Annotated in this window: 16 protein-coding genes; 6 read left to right on the top strand and 10 right to left on the bottom strand. The window is 72.9% G+C overall.

What is annotated here, in order from left to right; all coding sequences use genetic code 11:
• Positions 1 to 80 precede the first annotated feature (80 nt).
• Entirely contained in the window at positions 81 to 914 is an 834-nt protein-coding gene (locus QP939_RS21980; protein WP_285458693.1) for a Bax inhibitor-1/YccA family protein, read from the bottom strand.
• Between the two features lie 319 nt (positions 915 to 1233).
• On the opposite strand from QP939_RS21980, the gene QP939_RS21975 reads away from it, so the two are divergent.
• The 4 genes from QP939_RS21975 to QP939_RS21960 all read left to right on the top strand — a co-directional run bounded on the left by QP939_RS21975 (position 1234) and on the right by QP939_RS21960 (position 6748).
• The gene (locus tag QP939_RS21975) at positions 1234 to 2685 is read left to right on the top strand and encodes a collagen binding domain-containing protein (protein ID WP_285458692.1); all 1452 of its coding nucleotides are present in this window, start codon (positions 1234 to 1236) and stop codon (positions 2683 to 2685) included.
• A 4-nt stretch (positions 2686 to 2689) separates the two neighbouring features.
• Positions 2690 to 3364, top strand: a complete 675-nt coding sequence (locus QP939_RS21970) for a class F sortase (protein WP_285458691.1) — start codon at positions 2690 to 2692, stop codon at positions 3362 to 3364.
• Between the two features lie 100 nt (positions 3365 to 3464).
• Positions 3465 to 5459 (top strand): SDR family oxidoreductase, encoded by a 1995-nt coding sequence (locus tag QP939_RS21965; RefSeq protein ID WP_285458690.1) that lies wholly within the window; start codon positions 3465 to 3467, stop codon positions 5457 to 5459.
• Between the two features lie 116 nt (positions 5460 to 5575).
• On the top strand, positions 5576 to 6748 hold the full coding sequence (locus tag QP939_RS21960; protein WP_285458688.1) for a coiled-coil domain-containing protein: 1173 nt from the start codon (positions 5576 to 5578) through the stop codon (positions 6746 to 6748).
• 142 nt (positions 6749 to 6890) lie between these two features.
• Here the strand turns inward: QP939_RS21960 and QP939_RS21955 are convergent, their stop codons facing one another.
• The 5 genes from QP939_RS21955 to QP939_RS21935 form a co-directional block, all read right to left on the bottom strand.
• Positions 6891 to 7769 (bottom strand): transposase family protein, encoded by an 879-nt coding sequence (locus QP939_RS21955; protein ID WP_285449446.1) that lies wholly within the window; start codon positions 7767 to 7769, stop codon positions 6891 to 6893.
• Positions 7770 to 7910: 141 nt separating this feature from the next.
• Positions 7911 to 9236, bottom strand: a complete 1326-nt coding sequence (locus tag QP939_RS21950) for an amidase (protein WP_285458687.1) — start codon at positions 9234 to 9236, stop codon at positions 7911 to 7913.
• A 29-nt stretch (positions 9237 to 9265) separates the two neighbouring features.
• On the bottom strand, positions 9266 to 9868 hold the full coding sequence (locus QP939_RS21945; protein WP_285458686.1) for a helix-turn-helix transcriptional regulator: 603 nt from the start codon (positions 9866 to 9868) through the stop codon (positions 9266 to 9268).
• A gap of 46 nt (positions 9869 to 9914) precedes the next feature.
• Positions 9915 to 10163, bottom strand: coding sequence for a hypothetical protein (locus QP939_RS21940; protein ID WP_285458685.1), 249 nt, complete (start codon positions 10161 to 10163; stop codon positions 9915 to 9917).
• Positions 10160 to 10402 carry a WXG100 family type VII secretion target gene (locus QP939_RS21935; protein WP_285458684.1) on the bottom strand — a complete coding sequence of 81 codons (243 nt, stop codon included), beginning with the start codon at positions 10400 to 10402 and terminating at the stop codon, positions 10160 to 10162. Before QP939_RS21935 ends, QP939_RS21940 begins: the two co-directional genes overlap by 4 nt.
• 269 nt (positions 10403 to 10671) lie before the next feature.
• On the opposite strand from QP939_RS21935, the gene QP939_RS21930 reads away from it, so the two are divergent.
• Both QP939_RS21930 and QP939_RS21925 read left to right on the top strand, forming a co-directional pair.
• Positions 10672 to 13881 carry an ATP-binding protein gene (locus QP939_RS21930; RefSeq protein ID WP_285458683.1) on the top strand — a complete coding sequence of 1070 codons (3210 nt, stop codon included), beginning with the start codon at positions 10672 to 10674 and terminating at the stop codon, positions 13879 to 13881.
• A 176-nt stretch (positions 13882 to 14057) separates the two neighbouring features.
• A complete protein-coding gene (locus tag QP939_RS21925; protein WP_285458682.1) occupies positions 14058 to 17681 on the top strand; it encodes an ATP-binding protein in 3624 nt (1207 codons plus the stop codon).
• Here the strand turns inward: QP939_RS21925 and QP939_RS21920 are convergent.
• Genes QP939_RS21920 through QP939_RS21905 form a run of 4 tightly spaced genes read right to left on the bottom strand, consistent with a single transcriptional unit; the run spans position 17640 to position 21989 of the window.
• Positions 17640 to 19037, bottom strand: a complete 1398-nt coding sequence (locus tag QP939_RS21920; RefSeq protein WP_285458681.1) for a GH1 family beta-glucosidase — start codon at positions 19035 to 19037, stop codon at positions 17640 to 17642. The genes QP939_RS21925 and QP939_RS21920 overlap by 42 nt on opposite strands.
• Positions 19034 to 19849, bottom strand: a complete 816-nt coding sequence (locus tag QP939_RS21915; protein ID WP_285458680.1) for a carbohydrate ABC transporter permease — start codon at positions 19847 to 19849, stop codon at positions 19034 to 19036. Before QP939_RS21915 ends, QP939_RS21920 begins: the two co-directional genes overlap by 4 nt.
• Positions 19846 to 20733 (bottom strand): carbohydrate ABC transporter permease, encoded by an 888-nt coding sequence (locus QP939_RS21910; RefSeq protein WP_285458679.1) that lies wholly within the window; start codon positions 20731 to 20733, stop codon positions 19846 to 19848. The genes QP939_RS21915 and QP939_RS21910 overlap by 4 nt, the downstream gene beginning before the upstream one ends.
• The gene (locus tag QP939_RS21905) at positions 20733 to 21989 is read right to left on the bottom strand and encodes an ABC transporter substrate-binding protein (protein ID WP_285458677.1); all 1257 of its coding nucleotides are present in this window, start codon (positions 21987 to 21989) and stop codon (positions 20733 to 20735) included. Before QP939_RS21905 ends, QP939_RS21910 begins: the two co-directional genes overlap by 1 nt.

Here is a 21989-nt window from a genome sequence, read left to right as displayed (position 1 = left end):
GTCCCCGAAAGGGTCATTAACCCACAGAAAAGGCGCCCCGTTGGTTACGGAGCGCCTTCACTGCGGGACGGTGAGCCAGGTTACTCGCGGAGGTACGACAGCAGCCGCAGGATCTCCAGGTACAGCCAGACGAGCGTCGTCATCAGGCCGAACGCCGCGTACCACGCCCACTTCGACGGCATGCCCTCGCGGATCATCCGGTCGGCCTGGTCGAAGTCGAGCAGGAAGCTGAACGCCGCGATGCCGATGCAGACGAGGCTGAACACGATCGCCAGCGGTCCGCCGTCGCGCAGCGGGTTGAAGCCGAAGATCAGCGCGCTGACCAGGTTGACCAGCATCAGGATCACGACACCGAAGATCGCGCCGACGATCCACTTGGTCAGCTTGGGCGTCACCTTGACCGCGCCGGTCTTGTAGACGACCAGCATGCCGATGAACACACCCGCGGTGCCGATGATCGCCTGCAGGGCGATGCCCGGGTAGACGACCTCGAAGACACCGCTCAGCGCGCCGAGGAAGACACCTTCGGCGGCCGAGTACGTCAGCGTCAGGGCGCCGCTGGGCTTCTGGCGGAAAATCATCACCAGCGAGATGACGAGCCCGACGACGAGGCCGCCGAGCATCGCGCCGAGGAGCGCGCCGGACAGCCTGCCGGTCTCCGCCAGCTGGGTCTGGGCCCAGATGGCCGTGATCACCCCGAGGAGCAGCGCGGTGCCGAGGGACAGACCCGTCTTGATGACGACGTCGTCGACGGTCATCGGCCGGTCGCCCTCACCGGAGGTGACCTGGCCCGGGCCGTACCCGGGCACGCCGCCCTGGGTCTGGTTGAAGCCCACCGGGGGCCCGTACTGCCCGTAGGTCGCGGTTCCGCCGTGGGGCAGGTTGCGGAACGCCGGGTTGCTACTGGAACGCACCTGATCCTCCTGGATCTGCTGCTTTGTGGATCGACGCTGCATCGGGTCAACGACCGCCGGGGGCGCGCGGTTCCCGTCGAGTAAAGACGACTTTACTCGACTGCGGGCCCCTGGCCACGGCGGACACGGTATGCGACGGAGATCACGACCGTTCGGCGACCGCCACCCGAAGGGCGGTAGACAGCCGAACCCCCTCCGAGTGACGCTCACCTGGCGTGTCCGGTCGTGCACCGTACGCGCGTCGGGGAGTTGATCAATCGCGTGACCTGCGGCGACGCACCGGCGTCGACGCACGTCCCGACGAAGGAGCCTGGACACCATGGGGTGGTCGACACACCCGCGCGCGGGACTTCGCGCGCTCACCGGCCTGCTCGCGACGGCGTTGCTCGGCACGCTCTCCGTGACGATCGGCGCGCCCGCCGCGTCGGCCGCGAGCCAGGAGGGCATCGGTTACGCCGTCACGCCGGGCCAGGACATGAGCCCGCGGCCGAGCCGCAACTGGCTCGGCTCCTACCTCGTCGGCGGGCAGCAGGTGTTCTGCGTGAGCTTCCAGCTCAAGGCCCCCGATACCGACGAGACTTACCAGCCCGGCGACGAACTGCTGACGAAGTGGGGCACGAAGCTGCCCGCCGACCAGGCGGCGAACATCTCCTACCTGCTCCTGCGCTACGGCGACACGAAGCAGCCCGCCGAAGCCGCCGCGCTCGCCCACCTGCTGCACTCCTGGACGGCGGCCCCGCGCACCCCCGCGGACCTCGACCCGGCCCTGAAGGCGGACAAGATCGGCTACGACGCCGCCTACCACCTCGACCGGCTGCCCGCGGACGCCAAGGCGGCCGTCGAACGCCTGCGGACCGAGGCCGCGGCCAACCGCGGGCCGTGGACCGCGTCGGTCACCACGCCCGAAGGCGACCAGCACCCCGGCGAGACCGCGGGCTGGACGGTCACCGTGAAGAACGCCAAGGGCAAGGGCGTCCCCGGAGTCCCGGTGAAGCTGACGGCCACCGACGCGACCCTCGGCGGGGAACCGGCGGCCGGGAACTCGAGCCCGCAGGGCGCGGCGAAGGACGTCACGCTCGAGACCGGCGCCGACGGCACCGTGCACGTGGAGCTGACGCCGACCGGCGACCGGCCGCAGCTCGCGGCCGCGCTGTCCGCCCCCGCCGACCGGCCGTACGTGCGGGTGCCGGTGAACACCGGCGTCCAGCGCGTCGTCTCCACCGGCGGTGAGAAGGAACTGACCGCGCACGGCGTCCTCGCGCTCGCGAAGCCCGGCAAGGTGCAGGTGACGAAGACCGACGCGAACACCGGCAAGGGCGTCGGCGGCGCCGTCCTGCGGATCACCGGCAAGGACAAGACGTCGGCCGCGCTCGGCCAGGACGGCAAGCCGCTCACCGGCGCCGACGGCAAGCCCGCCGTCGTCACCACCGACGGCGCGACCGGCGGGGTCGCGGTCGAGAACCTCCGCGCGCCGCAGGAGATCTGCGTCGTCGAGGCCAGCCCGCCGCCCGGCTACACGAACGCGTTCGACCCGCAGAATCCGCCGTCGGCCTGCGGCACGGTGAAGCCGGGCGAGACCCTCGCGCTGACCGTGACGAACAAGCCGAACGAAGTGCCGCGCGCGATCCCGGCCGGGGACCAGCCGGTCGCGCAGGCCCGCGGTGTCGTCGAGACGACCTACTCCGCGCCGGGCCTGGCCGGGCTCGGCCTGCTCGTGCTGCTCGGCGCCGGGCTCGTCGGGTTCGCCGCGCGGCGGGCCGCCCGGAGGTAACGGCGTGGCACGCAACGGACGGCTGCTCGCCGGGTTCGTCTTCGGCGCGGCGACGGTGCTCGCGGTGCAGTTCGGCACGGGCGTGGTCACCGCGCCGCCGGTCGCCGTCGTCGGCACCGCGCTGCCCGTCGCGGCCGTCGTTCCGCCGGCACCGGTCGCACCCGCGCCCGCGCCCACGCCCGCTCCCGCGAGCACGACGCCCGCGGCTCCGGCGGCGCAGACCACGGCCGCGCCGCCACCGCAGCCGCGGGGCACCGTCCGGCTGCCCGGCGGCGGCACGGCGGCGCTCGTGCGCAAGGACCTCGGCCCGAGCGGCGAGCTGCCGATCCCGGCGGACCTCGGCCAGGCGACGTGGTGGGGTGCCGCGCTGGACGCGGCGAGCGGGGCGAGCGTGTTCGCCGGCCACGTGAACTGGCGCGGGGCCACGGGCCCGTTCGCCGAGCTGTGGACCGACCGGATCGGCGCCGAGGTGACCATTGTGGACAGTGCCGGGAAGACGTGGCGCTACCGCGTCTCCCAGCTGGTCACCGTGCACAAGGACGACCTGCCCGCGCGGGCCGACGACCTGTTCGGCCAGTCCGGCCCGCACCGCGTGGTGCTGGTGACCTGCGGCGGCCGGTGGGTCGGCGGCTCGGACGGCTACGAGGAGAACCGCGTCGTCATCGCGGACCCGACATAAGTTACCCGTGAGTAACTTCACGTCCCGCCACGGTGGTCAGTGACGGCCATATGCAGCAGAATGCCCAGGGTCAGGGATGCGGGCGAGAGGTGTGAAGACGATGGCGACGTTCTTGGTGACCGGGGCGACCGGACTGATCGGGCGCCAGTTCACCCGGCTGCTGCTCTCCCGCCCCGACGACGACCGCGTCGCGCTGCTGGTCCGCGCGCCGAGCAAGGCCAAGCTGGCCGCGCTCGTCGACCAGTGGCCGCACTCCGACCGCGTCACGCTCGTCACCGGCGACCTCGGCGAGCCGCTGCTCGGCGTGTCCGAGGCGGACCGCGACAAGCTGCGCGGCCACGTCGACCACGTCGTCCACCTCGCCGCGCTCTACGACCTCACCGCCGACGACGAAGCCAGCATCAAGGCCAATGTGGACGGCACCCGCGCCGTCGTCGACCTCGCCGCCGACCTGCGCGCCGGCTGCCTGCACCACGTCTCCTCGGTGGCCGTCGCGGGCGACCACGAAGGCGTGTTCACCGAGGAGATGTTCGACGCCGGCCAGCGGCTGGTCACGCCGTACCACCGGACGAAGTTCGAGGCCGAGAAGATCGTCCGCGAGCAGGACCAGGTGCCGTGGCGGGTCTACCGGCCCGCCGTCGTCGTCGGGCACTCCGAGACCGGCGAGATGGACAAGATCGACGGCCCGTACTACCTCTTCCCCGCGATCAACCGGCTCGCCGGACTGCCGGACGTGCTGCCGATCGTCGGCCCGGACCTCGGCGACACCAACATCGTGCCGGTCGACTACGTCGCCAAGGCGCTGCTGGAGCTGGTGGTCAAGCCGGGGCTCGACGGCCACGCGTTCCACCTGGTCAACCCCGAGCCGCAGCCGGTCGTGTCGGTGTACAACGCGTTCGCGCGGGCCGCGGGCGCGCCGACGATCACCGCGCAGCTCGGCGAAGGTATCTCGAAGCGGATCGTCGGGCTGGTCAAGCTGACCGAGCACATCCCCGGCGTCACCATCGCGCGCGACGCCGTGATGGAGCGGTTCGGCATCCCGCCGGTGCTGCTGGAGACGATGGCGTTCCCGTCGGTGTTCTCCTCGGCCGAGACGCGCAAGGCGCTCGCGGGCACGGTCGACGTGCCGCGGCTGGAGGAGTACGCGCCGACGCTGTGGCGCTACTGGCGCGAGCACCTCGACCCGTTCCGCGCGCGCAAGCACGGCCCGCGCGGCGAGCTGGACGGCCGTCGCGTGATCATCACCGGCGCGTCGTCGGGCATCGGGCGCGCGACGGCGTTGAAGGTGGCGGCCGCGGGCGGGGTGCCCCTGCTCGTCGCGCGCCGCCAGCACGAGCTGGAAGAGGTCCGCGACGAGATCGTCGCCGCCGGCGGCACGGCGTCGGTGTACCCGGCCGACCTCACCGACGAGGACTCGGTGCACAAGGCCGTCGACGCGATGCTCGCCGAGCACGGCCGGATCGACATGCTGGTCAACAACGCCGGCCGGTCGATCCGCCGGTCGATCAAGCTGTCCTACGACCGGATGCACGACTACGAGCGCGCGATGGCGATCAACTACTTCGGCGCGGTCCGGCTGATCCTCGCGGTGCTGCCGCACATGTCGGAGCGGAAGTTCGGGCACATCGTGAACGTGTCGTCGATCGGCGTCCAGGGCATCGCGCCGCGCTTCTCGGCGTACGCGGCGTCGAAGGCGGCGCTGGACTACTTCTCGCGCATCGCGGCGACCGAAACGCACGGCGACGGGATCACGTTCACCACGATCCACATGCCGCTGGTGCGGACGCCGATGATCCGCCCGACGAAGATCTACGACGCGTTCCCGACGAAGTCGCCGGAGCAGGCCGCGGACATGGTGATGAAGGCGCTGGTCGAGCGGCCGAAGCACATCGGGACCCCGGCGGGGCAGGCGATCGGGCTGGCCTACACGCTCACGCCGGGCCTGACCGACGCGATCGCGTACCAGGGATTCCGGATCTTCCCGGACTCGACCGCCGCGGGTGGCTCGGGTGAGCTGAAGATCGGCCGTGGCGAGAAACACCTGTCGCGCGCGGCGATGGCGCTCGCTCGCCTTTCGCGCGGCTTCCACTGGTGACGCTGCGTTTCGGCGGTGCGGCCGTTCCGGCGACGCGCCGCCGGAAACGCGACACGTGTTGGTGATTTGTTAAGCCGACCGGCGTAAGCGGTGGGTGCCCGGGTACGGTCGGGCGCATGGTTCCTGAGCGCGACCCCGCCGCAACCGCCCTCAACGGCCTCCTCCCCCTTCGTCGTGAATACACCCAGGCCTGGCACGGCTTCGACCGCAACGAGGTGCGCCAGTACCTCGACCACGTCGAAGCCCAGCTGCGCCGGGTGCTCAGCGAGCGCGACACCGCCGTGGCGCAGGCCGCGACGGCGACGCGGGAACTGGAATCGGTCCGGCAGCAGGTGGCGTCGCTCGAGGCGCGCGTCGAGGAGCTGAAGAAGCCGCCGGAGCGGCTCGAGGACCTCGACGAGCGGATGCAGCGCACGGTGACGCTCGCGCAGGCCCGCGCGGACGAGATCATCAAGCGCGCCGAGGTGGCCGCGGAGAAGACGTGGGCGTCGTCGACCGAGGCGTCGAAGAAGCTGCGTGAGCGGTACACGAAGCTCGTCGCGGAGCTGGACAAGCAGGCCGACCTGCTGCACTCCGAGCACGAGGCCGCGCTGGCGGACACGCGCGCCGAGGTGCAGCGGCTGACCGTCGAGGCGGCCCAGCGGCGCGAGCTGCTCGACAACGAGGCGGAGCGCAAGCGGCGGAAGCTCGAGCGCGAGTTCGAGGCGTCCCAGTCGGCCCAGAAGGCGGCGCTGGAGAAGCACATCGCCGACCAGCGCACGGCGAGCAAGAACCAGGCGGAGCGCCGCATCGCGGAGGCGACGGCCGAGGCGAAGCGGCGCCTGGACGAGGCCACGGCGGAGGCCAAGCGCCGTCTCGACGAGGCGACGACCCAGGCGGCCCAGCGCACGACGGCGGCGAACCGCAAGGTCGAGCGGCTGGCGGAGATCCGCGAGCAGGCCCGCAAGAGCCTGGCGATGGCGGAGGACATCCTCAACCGCAGCGAGACGCAGCTGGCCCCGCTCCCGGAGGAAGCGGTGATCCCCCAGGCGTCCAAGCTGGTGGGCGGCGACACGCCGGAGTCCCCGACGACCCCGGCCGCACCGGTGGTCCCGGTGGTCCAGCCCCCGATCCCGGCGTCGGCGAAGCCCGCGGTGAAGGCGGCGGCGACGCCCGCCCCGAAGCCGGTCGCCAAGCCGGGCAACGCCCCGGCGAAGCCGAACGGCCCGGCGACGAAGCCCGCGAACAGCAACGGCAACGGCAACGGCGCCAAGCCGCTCTCCCCGACGGCCGGTAAGCCCAACTCCTGACCCAAGCGCCCCAATGTGGCCTTCGGTGCGTCAGACGCACCGAAGGCCACATTGGGTGCGTCAGACGCAACCAATGCCACATTGGGGTTGTTTCATCGTGGTTTGGGCTGGTCACGGCGGGGGGACCGGGTGTGGTATCAGCTCAGGGCTGCGGGTCTCGGACGCTCTGCTCGTGCTGGGTGAGCACGAGCAGAGCGCGTAGCAGGGTGGTGGCGTGGCGGGTGTCGAGACGGAGTTTGTCGAGGATGTGCCAGTGTTTGAGGGCGGCGAATCCGCCTTCCACCGCGCACCGCATCGCCGCGAACGCGGCGTTGGCCTGTTTCTGGGCCTTGGTCAGCGGTCGGCGGGCTTCGGCTTTGTAAGGGGTGAGCACGACCTGCTCGCAGGGACCTGCGCAGACCGGGCAGTCGCGGGTGGCGCGGACGTCTTTGTGCCAGCCGTGGAACCCTTTGTCCCCGGCCGGGGTCAGGCCGTGGGCGTGCAGGTGCTGGCGGATGCGAAGCCGGCGGGCGGCGGTGATGTCGGCGGTCCTGCCCGGCAGCGCTGCCGAGACCCATAGCAGCCGGCCCTGCTCGTCGGTCAGCCCGAGCGTGACCAGGCCGTGCTGTTTGTGTTTGCCGCTGTAGTTGGCCCGGTTGGCGCGTCCGGTGCGGCGCCGGGTCCGGATCAGGGTGCCGTCCACCAGCACTACCGACCCGCCTCGCGCGACCAGCCGCCGCAGGACGCGGTCCAGTCGCGTGGCGCGGGCGGCGAGCAGGCCGATGACTTCCAGCACCCAGCGGCGCACCGTGGACGCGGATACGCTCAGGCCGCCGCCGATGTGGGCCAGGCGCGGGTCGTGGCGCAGCACCGCCAGTACCGCTAGTGCCTGCTCAGCGGGGGTGGCTTTGCGCCATCGTGACCGCAGCCGGGATCGGCGGGTGCGGATGAGCCCGGCGACCAGTTGCAGGGTTTGCCGCGAGAGCGGAAGGGTGACCTGGTAGGAAAGAGGACCGAAGCCCTCGGCGGGTGATTGACTCACATCTCGATCTTGCCGAGGGCTTCACCTATGTCCAGGCTCGCCGCGCTGGTCCGGGCACCACTTCTTACCGTCACAGGCAAACACCAGGAGCTCGACGGCCTGACCAGCCACGTTCACGATGAAACAACCCCATTGGGGCGCTTACTTGCGGGCCGTGCGGGGCCAGGGGTTGGCCGACTCCAGCTGGGCCGCCAGCCCCAGCAGCAGCGACTCGCCGCCCGGCTTCGTGATCAGCTGCACCGACGTCGGCAACCCCGACACGGCCGACCGGCCCACCGGGACCGTGATCGCCGGGTAGCCCGCCAGGTTCCACTGGCCCGTGAAGCCCGCCAGGCGCGTCGACGGCAGCACGTTCGTCAGCCACCTGCGCTCGTGCCACCGGCCCGCGCGGACCGGCCAGTGCGACAGCGTCGGCGTCATCAGGACGTCGTGTTCCGCGAAGAACTCCTCCGCCCGTGACACCCAGCGGTCGCGCGTCCGGTCGCGGATCAGCCCGGCACGCTGGATGAGCCGTCCCGCGCGGACGTGCGCGCGGGTCCGGCGCTGGAACCGCGTGAAGTCGAAGTCCGCGGCCTGGACCGCCGGGCCCGCGCACCAGCGGGCCGTCATGCCCAGCACCATCGTCTTCGGGTAGCGCGGGGCCGCCGATGTCGTCGTGTGCCCGGCCGCCGTCAGGAGGTCCGCGGCCTTCGCGACCGCCGCCACCAGCTCGCGGGGCACCGGCGTGTGCAGCAGCGGCACCGTTGTCGACATGGCGATCCGGGACGGCGCGGGAGTGGGCACCGAGGCCAGGCTGGGCTTCGCGGCCAGCACCGAGAGCAGCGCCGCCGTGTCGGCGACCGTCGTCGCCATCGGGCCGTGGACCGACATGCCGAACCAGCCGCCCTCGGCCAGCAGGTCCGCGCCCGGCTTCAACCCCACCAGCCCGCACATCGCCGCCGGGAGGCGGATCGAGCCGAGGCCGTCCGAGCCGTGGGCCAGCGGGACCAAGCCCGCCGCCACCGCCGCCGCGCTGCCGCCCGACGAGCCGCCCGAGGCGTACGTCGGGTCCCACGGGTTGCGGGCGATGCCGTCCGGGGTGTCGCTCATCGGCCAGACGCACAGCTCCGGCACCCGGGTCAGGCCGACGAGCACCGCGCCCGCCGCCCGCAGCCGCGTCGCGATCACGCCGTCCGCCTCGGCGCGCGAAGTCGGCCCCGCCAGCGAACCGTGCGACGCGTACTCGCCCGCGATCTCCGTGACGTCCTTGACCGCGACGGGCACCCCGGCCAGCGGCAGCGACGCCAGGTCGGGCCGCGCGGCGACCTCCGCCGCCTCCTTCAACGCCTCTTCGGCACGCACCCGGCGGAACGCGCCGACGACGCCGTCCGCCGCGGCGATGCGGTCGAGGGCTTCCTTGGTCACCTGCACCGGATCGAGGTCGCCCGCGCGCACCGCGGCCGCGATCTCCACTGCGGTCAACACCATGATCGCGACCCTAGTCCCGCGAAAACGGCTCAGATAGCCCCGGCGCGCAGCGCGTAGGCGACGGCGTGGGCGCGGTTGTTGAGCCCGCAGCGCGTCATCAGCCCGTAGAGGACGTTCTTCACGGTCCGCTCGGAGTAGCACAGCTTCGCCGCGATCTCCTCGGTCCCGAAGCCCTCGGCGACCAGCCGCAGCACGTCGCACTCGCGGGCGGCGAGCCCGGACAACGTCAGCCCGTTCGGCTCCAGGACGTCCTTGCGCATCCGCTGGACCTGCGCGAGCAGCGCGCCCTGCAGCCGCGGCGGCAGGTTCGCCGTGCCGTCGCCCGCGGCGAGGACCGCCGTCACCAGCTCGGCGCCGCCCGTCTCGCGGCGCGGCAGGATCGCCACGACGCCGCTCTCCAGCACCGCCATCAGGTCGCTCTCGCGGAAGTGCTCGACGACCAGCACGACGTGCGACGCCTTGGCCGCGCGGATCTCGCCCAGCACGGCCTCGGTGACGTGCTCCTCCATCACCAGCAGCACGTCGGGCACGAGGTCGGTGACCCGGACGTCCGGGTGCGCCTCCAGCAGGCTCACCGCGCCGGCGTGCGTGATCGGGTCCGAGGCGAGGACGGCCACTTCGACGGGCTTCATGGCAGCAGTGTGGACGGCGCGTCTTCACGCCTTCCCTATTCCGTCTTCACGCGCGTGAAGACGTCACCAGCTCCCCGAACGCGGCCCGCGCCCGCTCCAGGCAATCGGGCATCCGCTCGGCCGCCCGGCCCCAGTCACGCTTGGCGCGCAGGTACTCCTCCCGCGCGTCGCCGGTCCACCCGGCCAGCTCCGGCTCGACGTCGGCTTCCAGCTCGGCGAGCAGTTCGCCCAGCTCCCCGGTGATGGCGCCCAGCCGGTCGAGCACGAGGTCGGCGAACCCGAAGTCGAGGGTCACGGCACCCGCCCGCCGGTCGTCTCGAGCAGCCCGGCCAGCCGCGACAGGATGACGTCGAACTCCTGCTCCCAGTCGCTCATCGCCTGGCCGAAGCGCACCGAAGCCTCGCCGCGCCACGACGCCTGGACCATCGCCATCTCGCTGTTGACGTCGCGCAGGTGCGACCGCGCCACCTCGACGGCGTGGGCGAACCGGGCCGCGGCCCGCTGCATGTCCTCGGTCGGCGCGGCTGTCGCCATGCGGAACTCCTCTCGCGCCTCCCGAGCGTGGCCCACCCCCTCGGCGGCGCGGAAGACCGCCGGAACGCCGTTGCCCGAATGTCCGCCATCCTTGCCTGCCGGTTCACGGCGGCCGCGTATGCTCACGGCAGGCATCCGGCGCGTGACAGTTCGTCGCGCACGAAGGGAGACCGATGTCGGTGGCGGGCGGCTCCGCACTGCATCGTTCTGGGGCCGAGCCCCAGACCCCAGCCGGGGGGCGAGCCCCCCTGGACCCCCCAAACGCGTCCGTGAGACTCCAACTGCTCGGCCCGGTGAAAGCCTGGCGTGGCGAAACGGAGCTCGATCTCGGCTCCGCGCACCGTCGGACGGTTCTCGCGGCACTGGCGATGAACCCGAACCGCACGGTCTCGCGCGAGGAGCTGATCGACGCCGTCTGGGGCGAGGCGCCGCCGCAGAGCGCCCAAGGTTCCATCTACACCTACATTTCCGGCTTGCGCCGCGCGCTGGAGCCCGGCCGCGCCAGGGGCGAGGGCCCGCAGCTGCTCGCGTCCATCGGGTCCGGGTATTCGCTGCGGCTGGACGACGCCGCGATCGACGTCCACCACTTCGAAGCCCTGCGCGAGCAGGCCCAGCGCCGTCAGGCCGACGGGGATCCCCGCGGCGCGCGCGACTGCCTCGACCAAGCGCTCGGCCTCTGGCACGGCGCTCCGCTGTCCGGCTTGCCCGGACCGTTCGCCGCCGCCCAGCGGGCCCGGCTCGAGGAGGTCCGGCTCGCGACGGTCGAGCGACGCGCGGAACTCGTGCTGGAGCTGGGCGGGCACGCCGAACTCGTCGCCGAGCTGACCGCGCTGACCCGCGAGCACCCGTTCCGCGAGACGCTGCGCGGGCTGCTCATGCGCGCACTGGCCCAAGCCGACCGGCGGACCGAGGCGCTCGCGGTTTACGCCGACGTCCGCGACCGGCTCGTCGAGGCGTCGGGCACCGAACCGGGGCCCGCGCTGCGGCGGCTTTACGACCAGCTGCGGGAAAAACCGGCTCCCCAGCCGTCGCCGCCGGTGCGCATCACGCGGGCACCCGTCGCGGCGATGCCGGAATGCGCCGACGTCTTCGTCGGGCGGGAAGCCGAGCTGGCGCGGCTGCGCGAGGCCGTCGCCGATCTCCGGGGCGGCGCCGGGCGTTCGCTGTGGCTGGACGGTGAGCCGGGCAGCGGCCGCACCGCCGTGCTGGCGGAGCTGCTCGCCGAGGCCGAGGACCTGCGCCCCGCCTTCGCTGTCGCGGACGCGCTGGACCAGCGGTTCGCCCTGCGCCCCCTGCTCGACGCGCTCGGCGTGCACCCGCGGGCGGCCGACGAGCGCCGCGCGGGCCTGGCCGTCCGGCTCGCCGAACAGCCCGGCGAGGACCCGGTCGACGGCGTGCTCGCGCTGGTCCGCGAGCTGTGCGCGGAGGCGCCGCTGCTGCTGGCCGTCGACGACCTGCAGTGGGCCGACGACACCACGCTGCGGGTCTGGCGGTACCTGAGCCGGGAGACGCGGCAGCTGCCGCTGCTGCTCGTCGGCGCCTGCCGCCCGGTCCCGCGCCCGGCCGCGCTCGACGACCTGCTTGACAACGATGACATCGACGTCGTGACCCTGCCGCCCCTGTCCGAAAGCGCCGCACTCGAGCTGGCCACCGAGCTGGTCGGCGCGCCACCCGGGCCCGGCCTGCGGCTGCTCGTCTCCTACGCGGCCGGAAACCCGCGCTACGTCCGGGAAATCGTCGAGACACTGCTGTCCCAGTCGATGATCGTGCTCGACGGCGTCCACGCGGACCTGGACGGGAACTCCTGCGAGAGCATCCCGGCGCCGCTCGGGTCGCGGATCACGCTGTACCTGAGCTTCCTCTCCAGCGGCGCGCGCGACACGTTGCGCTGGGCCGCGATGCTGGGCCGCGAGTTCTCGCCGTCGGACGTCGCCGTCGCCACCGAGCGGCCGCCCACGGCGCTGGTCGGCACGATCGACAAGGCGATCGCCTCCGGCGTGCTCGTCGAGTCGGGCGACCGGCTCGCGTTCCGGCACCCGCTGCTGCGGCGCGTGCTCTACGAGAAGACGCCCGCCGCGATGCGCGTCGCGCTGCACCGGCAGCTGGCCGAGGCGTTCGCCGCGGCGGGGGCGCCCGCGGTCCGCGTCGCCGAGCAGCTCGCCGCCGCGCCCGCGCAGGTCGACCCGTGGGTCACCGGGTGGCTGCTGGAGCACATCGGGACGGTCGCCGCCGAGACCCCGCGGACCGCCGTCGACCTGCTCCGCCACGCCGTCACCCAGGGCACGCTGCCGCCGGACGCGCGGGAGACGTTGACGACGACGTTGGCACGGCTGCTGTTCTGGCTCGGCCGCGAGCCCGAGGCCGAGGCGCGCTCGGTCGTCGCGCGGACGTCCGACAGCAAGCGCGCGGCCGAGATGCGCTGGATCCTCGCCTACATCTACTACCGGCGTGGCGACTTCGCCGAGGCGACGGCCGAGCTGAAGCGGACCCTCGACGACACCGAGGTCCCGGAGATGTGGCGCGGACGGCACGAGTCGCTGCTGTCCACTTTGGAGCGGCTCGGCGAAGAGACAGCGCTGGCGCCCGCCGGGCTGCACCCGCTGGACGACGCCGCGCTGTCCGTGCCGAACCTCGACAGCCTCGACGAAGCCGCGGAGCCGCTCGACGCCGCCCGCCGGATCGCCGCGACCCGCGCGGTGCCGGGCGAGATGCACCTGGCCGGCGCCGTGCACTACTACTGGCTGGGCCGCTGGAAGGCGGCGCTGGACGAGCTGGACGCGGTGATCCGCGACGGCGCCGAGACGGCGTCCTACGTGTTGCGCAGCCCGGGTTCGGCGTTGCTCGTGCACGGCGTCGGCGCGCTGATCGCCGGGCACCGCGGTGAGCCGCAGCGGGCCAGGACGCACCTCGACGCGGCCGACCGGCAGCAGTGGCCGCCGGGTCTCGAGCCCGACGGCGGCGACTTCCTGCTCGCGGCCCAGGCGTTGCTCGCCGAGCAGGAGGGCCGTCCCGAAGCGGCGTTGACGGCGCTCCTGCCGCTGCTGGAGGAGCACTACCCGCCCGCGGCGCGCCATTCGTGGCTGCCCGACCTGGTCCGGCTGGCCCTCCGGCTCGGCGACGGCGGGCGGGCCCGGGAGGCCCTGCGCCTGCTGGACGTCGAGGGGCCACCGGCGCACGCGGCGGCGGCCGCGCACTGCCGGGGACTGGTCACCGGCGACCCCGAGCCGGTGCTGACGGCGGCCGGGCACTACCGAACGGCGGGCCGTCTGCTCAAGCAGGCCAAGGCGACCGAGGACGCGGCGATCCTGCTGGCCGAGGCGGGCGAGCTGACGCGGGCGCGCACGGCGTTCCGGGGCGCGTTGACCGCGTACACGGGCATGGGCGCGGTCTGGGACGTCCGGCGCGCGGAGGAACGGATGCGGCCGTTCGGCATCCGGCGGGCCAACGCGGTGCGCACCCGAGCCGTCGCCGGGGAGTAGTTCCGTAGGTGGTCGTGAGTGTTTAGGGCGGTTAGAACCGCCCTAAACACTCACGACCCCTACGGGACTGGAGTTGAGCGCGCAACCTCGGGTGGGGTTGCCACGTCGGTAAGGTCATCGGGACAGTCCCTGGGGGATGGGGTCTGGGGCGCGGCCCCAGAGGGGACGGCAGCGACATGCGCGGCGATGCGGACAGCGGTCTGCGGGTGGGCGTGCTCGGCCCGCTGCGGGCCTGGCGCGGGACGGCCGAAATCGGCCTCGGTCCCGCGCGTCAGCGCGCGATCTTCGCCGTGCTCGCGGTCAACGCCGGGCGTCCGGTCCCCCGCGCCGAGCTGATCGCCGGGGTCTGGGGCGACTCCGCGCCCGCGAGCGTCGAGGGCAGTGTCCACACCTACGTCTCCGGCCTGCGCCGGGCGCTCGAGCCGGACCGTTCGCGCTGGTCGGCGGCCAGTCTCCTGGTGTCGGACCCGGCGGGCTACTCCCTGCTGCTCGGCGAAGACGCGCTCGACGCGGCCGTGTTCGAGCGGCACCGCGAACGCGCTCAGCGGCACCTCGACGAAGGCGACCCGCGGGCCGCCGTCACCGAGCTGGACGCCGCCCTCGCGCTCTGGCAGGGCGAAGCGCTTTCCGGTGTGCCGGGCGGGTTCGCCGAGCGGCACCGTGAACACCTCGCCGAGCTGCGGCTGAGCACGCTCGAACGGCGCGCCGAGGCCCTGCTCGCGCTCGGCGGGCACCTCGATCTCGCGCCGGAGCTGGCCGTGCTGGCCGGGGAACATCCGCTGCGGGAGCCGTTGCGCGAGGCGCTCATGCTCGCCCTCTACCGCAGCGGGCGGCACGCCGAGGCCCTCGACGTCTTCCGCGACGCCCGCGCCACCCTGGTCGAAGAGCTCGGCGTCGAGCCCGGCCCGAAGCTGCAACGGCTCCAGCAGCAGATCCTCGCCCAGGACCCGGCGCTCGACGCGCCCGCCGCCCCGGTCGTCGTCACCGGGCACCGGCTCTTCGGGCGGGAAGCCGAGACGAAACGGCTCGCCGAGCTGGTCGCCGACGTCCGGGCCGGGCGCGGGCGGGCCGTGTGGATCGAAGGCGAGGCCGGGATCGGCAAGTCCGAGCTGCTGGCCCGGTCGCTGCCGGACGGCCCGGGCTTCCAGCGGCTCCGGGCGGCGGCCGATGAGCTGAGCACCCGGTTCCCGTTGCAGGTGATGCTGGAGTGCCTGGCGATCGACGCGCATTCGCCCGACCCGCGGCGCGCGCGGCTGGCGAAGGAGCTCGCGGGCGAAGACCCGGTCCGCCGCGGCTGGGGCCCGGCCGACCCGGTGCTCGGCGCCGTCGACCGGCTGCTGGCCCTGGTCGACGACCTGTGCGCGCACTCGCCGCTCGTGCTGGTGCTCGACGACCTGCAGTGGGCGGACGAGGCGTCCGTGCTGGTCTGGCACCGGCTGTGCGCGGCGACCCGGCAGCTGCCGCTGCTGCTGGTGGCCGCGACCCGCCCGGCCCCCGATCGCGCCGAGCTGGCTCAGCTGCGGCGCGGCGTCCAGGCGCGGGACGGGGTGATCCTCGACCTCGCGCCGTTGACCGGCGACGACGTCGGCAGGCTGATCGAGGACCAGATCGGGGCGCGGCCCGGGCCGGGACTGCGCGAGCTGGCCGCCCGTGGCGCGGGAAACCCGTTGTACGTCAAGGAGATGGTCGACGTCCTGCTCCGCGACGGCGCCGTCGAGGTGGCGGGCGGCGAGGCCGACGTCGACGACCCCGCGGAGTTCGAGGCGCCGCGGTCGCTGGTCGCCGCGGTCGACCGGCGGCTGGACTTCCTGCCCGCGCGGACGCAGGAGGTGCTGCGCTGGGGTGCCCTGCTGGGCATGGAGTTCGCGGTGGGCGACATCGCCGCAGTGCTCGGCACCCGGCCGTCTGACCTGCTGGAGCCGCTGGAAGAAGCCGTCGCGGCGAACGTGCTCATCGACACCGGCATGCAGCTCGCGTTCCGTCATCCTCTGTTGCGGCAAGCACTTTACGACCGGTTGCTCGCCGGGACGCGGGCGGCCCTGCACCGGCAGGCGGCCGAGGCGCTCGACCGGATCGGCGCGCCCGTGAAGCGCGTCGCCGAGCAGCTGGTGGCCGCACCGGCCACTGTGGACGAATGGGTGCTGGACTGGCTGGCCGGGCACCACGCGGCCGTGTCCAACCGGGCGCCGCTGATCGCCGTCGAACTGCTGGAGCGGGCGCTGGCCGCGGGCGCGGGCCCGCGTCGCGAAGTGCTGCTCGTGGCCCTCGTCAAGGTGCTGTTCCGGCTGGAGCGCAACCCGGAAAGCCTGGCGCGGCAAGCGCTCGAGGTCGCCACCGACCCGGACGCCGTCGAAGAGATGCGGCACGTGCTCGCGGCCCTGCAGCACCGGCGGGGCGACACCGAAGCCGCGGTGGCGACGCTCGGCGCGTCGGCCGACGACCCGGCCGTGCCGGAGCTCTGGCGGGTCAAGCACCGGCAGCTCCTGGCGAACTTCCGCCGCGGCGATCTGTCCGATTTGGACGCCGCGGAGAAGGCGGCGCGCGAGACGAAGGAGCAGGCGGGCGGCGACCGGTACCTGACCGCGCACGCGCTGCAGTCGTTGTGGCTGGTCGATTCCGTGCGCCGCGAGCACGACTCCGCGCTCGCGCACATCGACGCGGCAATCGAGGCCGTCGGCGACGAGCACGAGCTGGCCGACCTGCACCTCGACCTGCTCGACAACCGCGTGTTCACGCTCCAGAACCTCGACCGGCTCGCCGAGGCGGACGCGGCCCTGCGCACCGCGGGCGAGGTCGCGGCGCGGCACGCGATGCCGGTCGGGCTGCAGGTGTCGGTCGCGGTGCACCGGTACTGGGAGGGCCGCTGGGACGAGGCACTGGTCGAGCTGGACACGGTCACCGAGGACGGCCCGGCGATCACGTTCTACGGCCTGCGCGAGCCCGGCCCGGCCGCGTTGCTGCTGCACGGCGTCGCGGCGTTGATCGCGGGCCGCCGCGACGACCGGGCGCAGGCCGCGGCCCACCTCGACGCGGCGGAGGAGTACGCCCCGGCGACCGGGTCCGAGCGGGAGAGCTTCGACTTCCTGCTGGTCGCCGACGCCCTCGCGGCGGAACAGCGCGGCGACCGGGTCCGCGCGCTGGCCGTGCTCGAGCCGATCCTGAACCCGACGTACGCGCAGATGATGCTGCGGCACCAGTGGCTGCCGACGTTCGTGCGGCTGGCGATGGAGCAGGACGACGTCGTCCGCGCGCGCCGGGCGTTGGCCGTCTGCGAAGAGGAAGCGGCGAAGGAACGGCGTCCGGCGCGGGCGCACGCGGCGGTGTCGTGGTGCCGCGGGCTGATCGAGGACGACCCCCGCGCGGTGCTGGCGACGGCCGAGCACTTCCGCGCGGTCGGCCGCCGCCCGGAGCTGGCGACGGCGCTGGAGGACGCGGCGGAGCTGCTGGCCAGGGCAGGACGGCTGGACGCGGCGCAGGCGGCGTTCGAGGAGGCGGCGGAGCTGTACACGGCGCTGGGCGCGCGCTGGGACCTGCGCCGGGCGGAGACCCGCCTGCGCAGGCTGGGCGTCCGCCGCGGCGCGCTGTTCTCACCGATCCGCCCGGGCCACGGCTGGGAGTCGTTGACGCCGATCGAGGTGCGGATCGCGAGCCTGGTCGCGGAAGGACGGTCCAATCCGGACATCGCTGCCGAGCTGTCCCTGCCCCGGCGCACGGTCCAGGCCCACGTGGCCCGCCTGCTCGGCAAGCTGGAGACGCCGTCACGCTCCGGCGTCGCCGAGGCCTTCCGGCGACGCCCCTAGCGCGTTGGCCTTCGCGACCCGGCCCAGGAACCGGCCGGAGTCCTTCACGGTCCGCGTCTGCGTCTCGAAGTCCACGTGCACCAGGCCGAACCGCTGCGTGTACCCCATCGCCCACTCGAAGTTGTCCAACAGGGACCAGGCGAAGTACCCGCGGACGTCGACGCCGTCGCCGATCGCGGCGTGGACCGCGCGCAGGTGCTCGTCGAAGTACCGGACGCGATCCACGTCGGCCACCCGGCCGTCGACCACCTCGTCCACAAAGGATGCTCCGTTCTCGGCCACCACCAGCGGCAACCCGCCGGAGCGCGCGGAGATCCAGCGCAGCAGGTCGGCCAGCGTGCCGGGCGCCTGCTCCCAGCCGAACGCCGTCACCGGCGGCGGTGCGGGCAGGACGTCGAGGCCGCGCAGGCCGGGCAGTGGGCAGTTGCCCGGCGCCAGCGGGTCCGCCAACGGCGTCACGCGCGCCGGGGCATAGTAGTTCACGCCCAGCCAGTCGATCGCCGCCGCGATGACGTCCGTGTCGCCGTCGCGCACCGACGCGGCGAAGCGGCCGCCGTGGTGCTCGACGTCCGCGACGACGTCCGGTGGGTATCCCTTGCCCAGCACCGGGTCCAGGAAGAACCGGTTGTGGATGCCGTCGAACTTCCGCGCCGCCTCGCGGTGCGCCGGGGTCGAGCCGTCGGCGATCGCCGGGGCGAAGTTGAGCGCCAGGGAGAATTCGTGGCCCGGCCGCGCCTGTTCGGTCAGCGCGCGGGTCGCCAAGCCGTGCCCGAGCAGGAGGTGGTGCGCCGCGACCAGCGCCGTGTCGTAGTCCTGGACGCCCGGCGCGTGCACCCCGCTGCCGTAGCCGAGGAAGGCCGCGCAGAACGGCTCGTTCACCGTCGTCCATTGGGCGACGCGGTCGCCGAGCGCGTCGTGCACCACCGCCGCGTACTCGGCGAACCGGTACGCCGTGTCGCGCGACGGCCAGCCGCCCGCGTCCTCCAGTGCCTGCGGCAGGTCCCAGTGGTAGAGCGTGAGCACCGGCGTGACGTCGCGGCGCAGCAGCTCGTCGACCAGCCGGTCGTAGAACGCGAGCCCGGCCGCGGACGGGGTCCGTCCGTCCGGCATGACCCGCGGCCACGCCACCGAAAAGCGGTACGCGCCGAGGCCGAGGTCCGCCAGCAGGCCGACGTCCTCGGGGTACCGGTGGTAGTGGTCGCAGGCGACCTCGCCGGTCGCGCCGCCGAGCACCGTCCCTTCGCGGGCCGCGAAGGTGTCCCAGATGGACGGTCCGCGACCGCCTTCCAGCACCGCGCCTTCGACCTGGTAGGACGCGGTCGCCGCGCCCCAGAGGAACCCGGACGGGAAGGTCATACTGGTGCCCCTTTCAGGATCCCCCGGACGAGGTGACGGCCCAGCAGCAGGAACAGCGCGACGACGGGCAGCACGCCCACGGTCGCGCCGGTCAGCATGAGCGCGTAGTCGGTGTAGTAGCCGCTGGCCAGCTGCGACAGCGCGACCTGCACGGTCGGCGTCTCGTTCGGGTCGAGGACGACCAGCGGCCAGAAGTAGTCGTTCCAGGTGGCCAGGAAGGTGAGCATCGCGAGCACCGCGGCCGCCGGGCGGAGCGCGGGCACGGCCACGTGCCAGTAGGTGCGCAGGATCGAGCAGCCGTCGACGGTCGCGGCGTCGACCAGGTCGGCGCTGATCGTGTTCTCGCAGGCCTGGCGCATCCAGAACACGCTGAACGCGCTCAGCAGCCCAGGCACGATCACCGCTTCGAGCCGCCCGTACCAGCCGAGGTCGCCGACCACCAGGTAGAGCGGGATGACGCCGAGCTGCGCCGGCACCATCGCCGAGCCGACGACCAGCAGGAACAGCGTGTCGCGGCCGGGGAACCGCAGCCGCGCGAAGGCGAACCCGGCGAGGCTCGCCAGCACGACGTTGGACACTGTCACGGTGCTCGCGACGATCAGCGAGTTGCCGATGGCGAGCCAGAAGTCGACGGTGTCGAAGACGCGCCGCACGTTCTCGACGAGGTGCCCGCCCGGCAGCAACAGCGGCGACGTCTCGCCGATCGCCGAGTTGTCCCTTGTGGACACCACGAACGACCAGTACAGCGGGAAGATCGACGCGCCGAGCACGCCGATCAACACCACGTAGACCCAGCCGCCGGGGCGTTTCACGCCGACCTCACGAACCGGCGCACGAGCCGGTAGTTGACCAGCGCGAAGCCCGCGCAGAGCACGAACATCACCCAGGTCAAGGCGGCCGCGTACCCGGCGTCGAAGTGCGTGAAGCCCTTCTCGTACAAGTACATGACGAGGGTCTGGAACTGGCGGTCGTTGCCGCCGGTCCCGCCGGAACCGCCGTCGAGCAGCTGCGGCTCGGCGAACAGCTGCAGGCCGTTGACGGTCCCGGCGATCGCGGTGAACGCCAGCGCGGGCCGGATGCCCGGCACGGTGACGGACCAGAACGTCCGCCACCGCGAGGCGCCGTCGAGCGCGGCGGCCTCGTACAACTGACCCGGCACGGCCTGCATGGCGGCCAGGTAGATCAGCGCGTTGTAGCCGGTCCAGCGCCAGAGCACCATCGACGCCACGGCGACGTGCGACGCCCAGGTCGTCGCCCGCCAGTTGACCGGCGCGATCCCGAACCAGCCGAGGACTTGGTTGACGACGCCGTAGTCGCGGCTGAACAGCTGCCCGAACACGAGCCCGACCGCGACGACGGACACGACGTTCGGCAGCAGCACCCCGGTGCGCCACCAGGTCGCGGCGCGCAGCGGCCGGTCGAGCAGTGCCGCGATGCCCAGCGCCAGCAGGAACTCCGGGACCGCGGCGAGCACGAAGATGCCGACCGTGTTGGCCAGCGCGTTGTAGAAGTGCGGGTCCGCGAGCAGAGCGCCGTAGTTGGCGAGCCCGAAGTGGCCCTGGTCGCCTTCCAGGAGGTTCCAGTCGTGCAGCGAAACCCACGCCGTGTACAGCAGCGGGAAGGCGCCGAAGACGACGAACAGCGCGAAAAAGGGCGCGACGAGCAGCAGCGGCGTGACTCTGCGATCGAAGTGCACTACTTCAGCAGGGCTCGGGCCTGCTGGACGGCTTCCGCCCAGGCCTGGTCGACGGTTTCGGTCTTGTCCTCGATACGCCCGAGCGCGCGGCCGAACTCCGGCCGGACGTCGGCGTCGCGCAGGCCGCGGTAGTTCGGGCGCAGCTTGTCCGCCGACGCGGCGAAGATCCGCCCGATCGGGGCGTCGCCGAAGTACGGGTCGGTGTGCGCGACGACCTGCGGGTCCGCGTACACCGACGGCTCGCTGGGCAGGATGCCGTCGGAGAGGAAGAGCTTCTTCTGCTGCTCCGGCGCGGTCAGCCAGCGCGCGAGCTCGTACGCCTCCTTCGGGTGCTCGCTCTGCTTCGGCACGGTCAGGAAGGACCCGCCCTGGTTGCCGCTGCTGCCGGGCACGGTCGTGACGTCCCACTTGCCCTTGTTCGCGTCGCCGCCCGCTTCCTTGATCTGGCTGAGCATCCAGGCCGGACACGCGACGGTGGCGAAGGAACCCTGCTTGATCGCGACGTTCCAGTCCTGCGTGAAGGTGGTCGCGGCCGCGGTCTGCCCCTTCGCGGCGATGCCGCCGGAGAGGTAGAAAGCCGTGCGGACGCTGGGGTTGCGGTCGGCGATGAAGGAGTCGTCGGCCGCGGCGAAGTAGTTTTCCGGCGACTGGTTGAGCATCGCGGTGTAGACGGTGCCCGCGGAGTCCGCGAACTTGACGCCGGGAGTCTTGCGGGTGAACGCTTCCGCCGTCGCGGCGTAGGAGTCCCAGTCGGGCATCAGCTTCGCGACGGCGTCACGGTCGGTCGGCAGGCCCGCGGCCGCGAACAGGTCGCGCCGGTAGCAGAGCGCGAGGCTGCCCATGTCGGTGCCGAGGCCGAGGACGAACGAGCCGTCGGTGCCCTGCGCCCACTTCCACGGCGCCCACTGCTTTTCGAGGTCACGGGCGCCGTACGCGGCGAGGTCGACGAACTTGTCCTTCGCCTTCCGGTACCGCGGGATGTACTGCTCTTCGATCGCGACGACGTCGGCGGCGCCGTGGCCGGTGGCGAGCTGCGTCGCGAGGCCCTTGTGGTGGGTGTCGAAGTCGGCGACGCGGTTCTGCACCGTGATGTCCGGGTGCAGCTTCTCGTACTCGGCGATCAGGGGCGCGTAGCCGAACTCGCCGAAGGTCGCGATGGTGAGCTTCGTCTTGTCACCGGCGTCGCTCGGACCGCACGCGGCGAGCGGGAGCAGAGCGGCGACCACGACGGCGGTCCGGCGGACGATCGTGCGCAC

This window comes from Amycolatopsis nalaikhensis (assembly GCF_030264295.1).
Lineage (GTDB): Bacteria > Actinomycetota > Actinomycetes > Mycobacteriales > Pseudonocardiaceae > Amycolatopsis > Amycolatopsis nalaikhensis.
This window is presented reverse-complemented; position numbering and strand designations above follow the sequence as displayed.

Coding starts and splice junctions, on each gene's coding strand:
- QP939_RS21975 (WP_285458692.1), top strand. CDS start 1,234: ATGGGGTGGTCGACACACCCGCGCGCGGGACTTCGCGCGCTCACCGGC.
- QP939_RS21965 (WP_285458690.1), top strand. CDS start 3,465: ATGGCGACGTTCTTGGTGACCGGGGCGACCGGACTGATCGGGCGCCAG.
- QP939_RS21960 (WP_285458688.1), top strand. CDS start 5,576: ATGGTTCCTGAGCGCGACCCCGCCGCAACCGCCCTCAACGGCCTCCTC.
- QP939_RS21950 (WP_285458687.1), bottom strand. CDS start 9,236: ATGGTGTTGACCGCAGTGGAGATCGCGGCCGCGGTGCGCGCGGGCGAC.
- QP939_RS21945 (WP_285458686.1), bottom strand. CDS start 9,868: ATGAAGCCCGTCGAAGTGGCCGTCCTCGCCTCGGACCCGATCACGCAC.
- QP939_RS21935 (WP_285458684.1), bottom strand. CDS start 10,402: ATGGCGACAGCCGCGCCGACCGAGGACATGCAGCGGGCCGCGGCCCGG.
- QP939_RS21925 (WP_285458682.1), top strand. CDS start 14,058: ATGCGCGGCGATGCGGACAGCGGTCTGCGGGTGGGCGTGCTCGGCCCG.
- QP939_RS21920 (WP_285458681.1), bottom strand. CDS start 19,037: ATGACCTTCCCGTCCGGGTTCCTCTGGGGCGCGGCGACCGCGTCCTAC.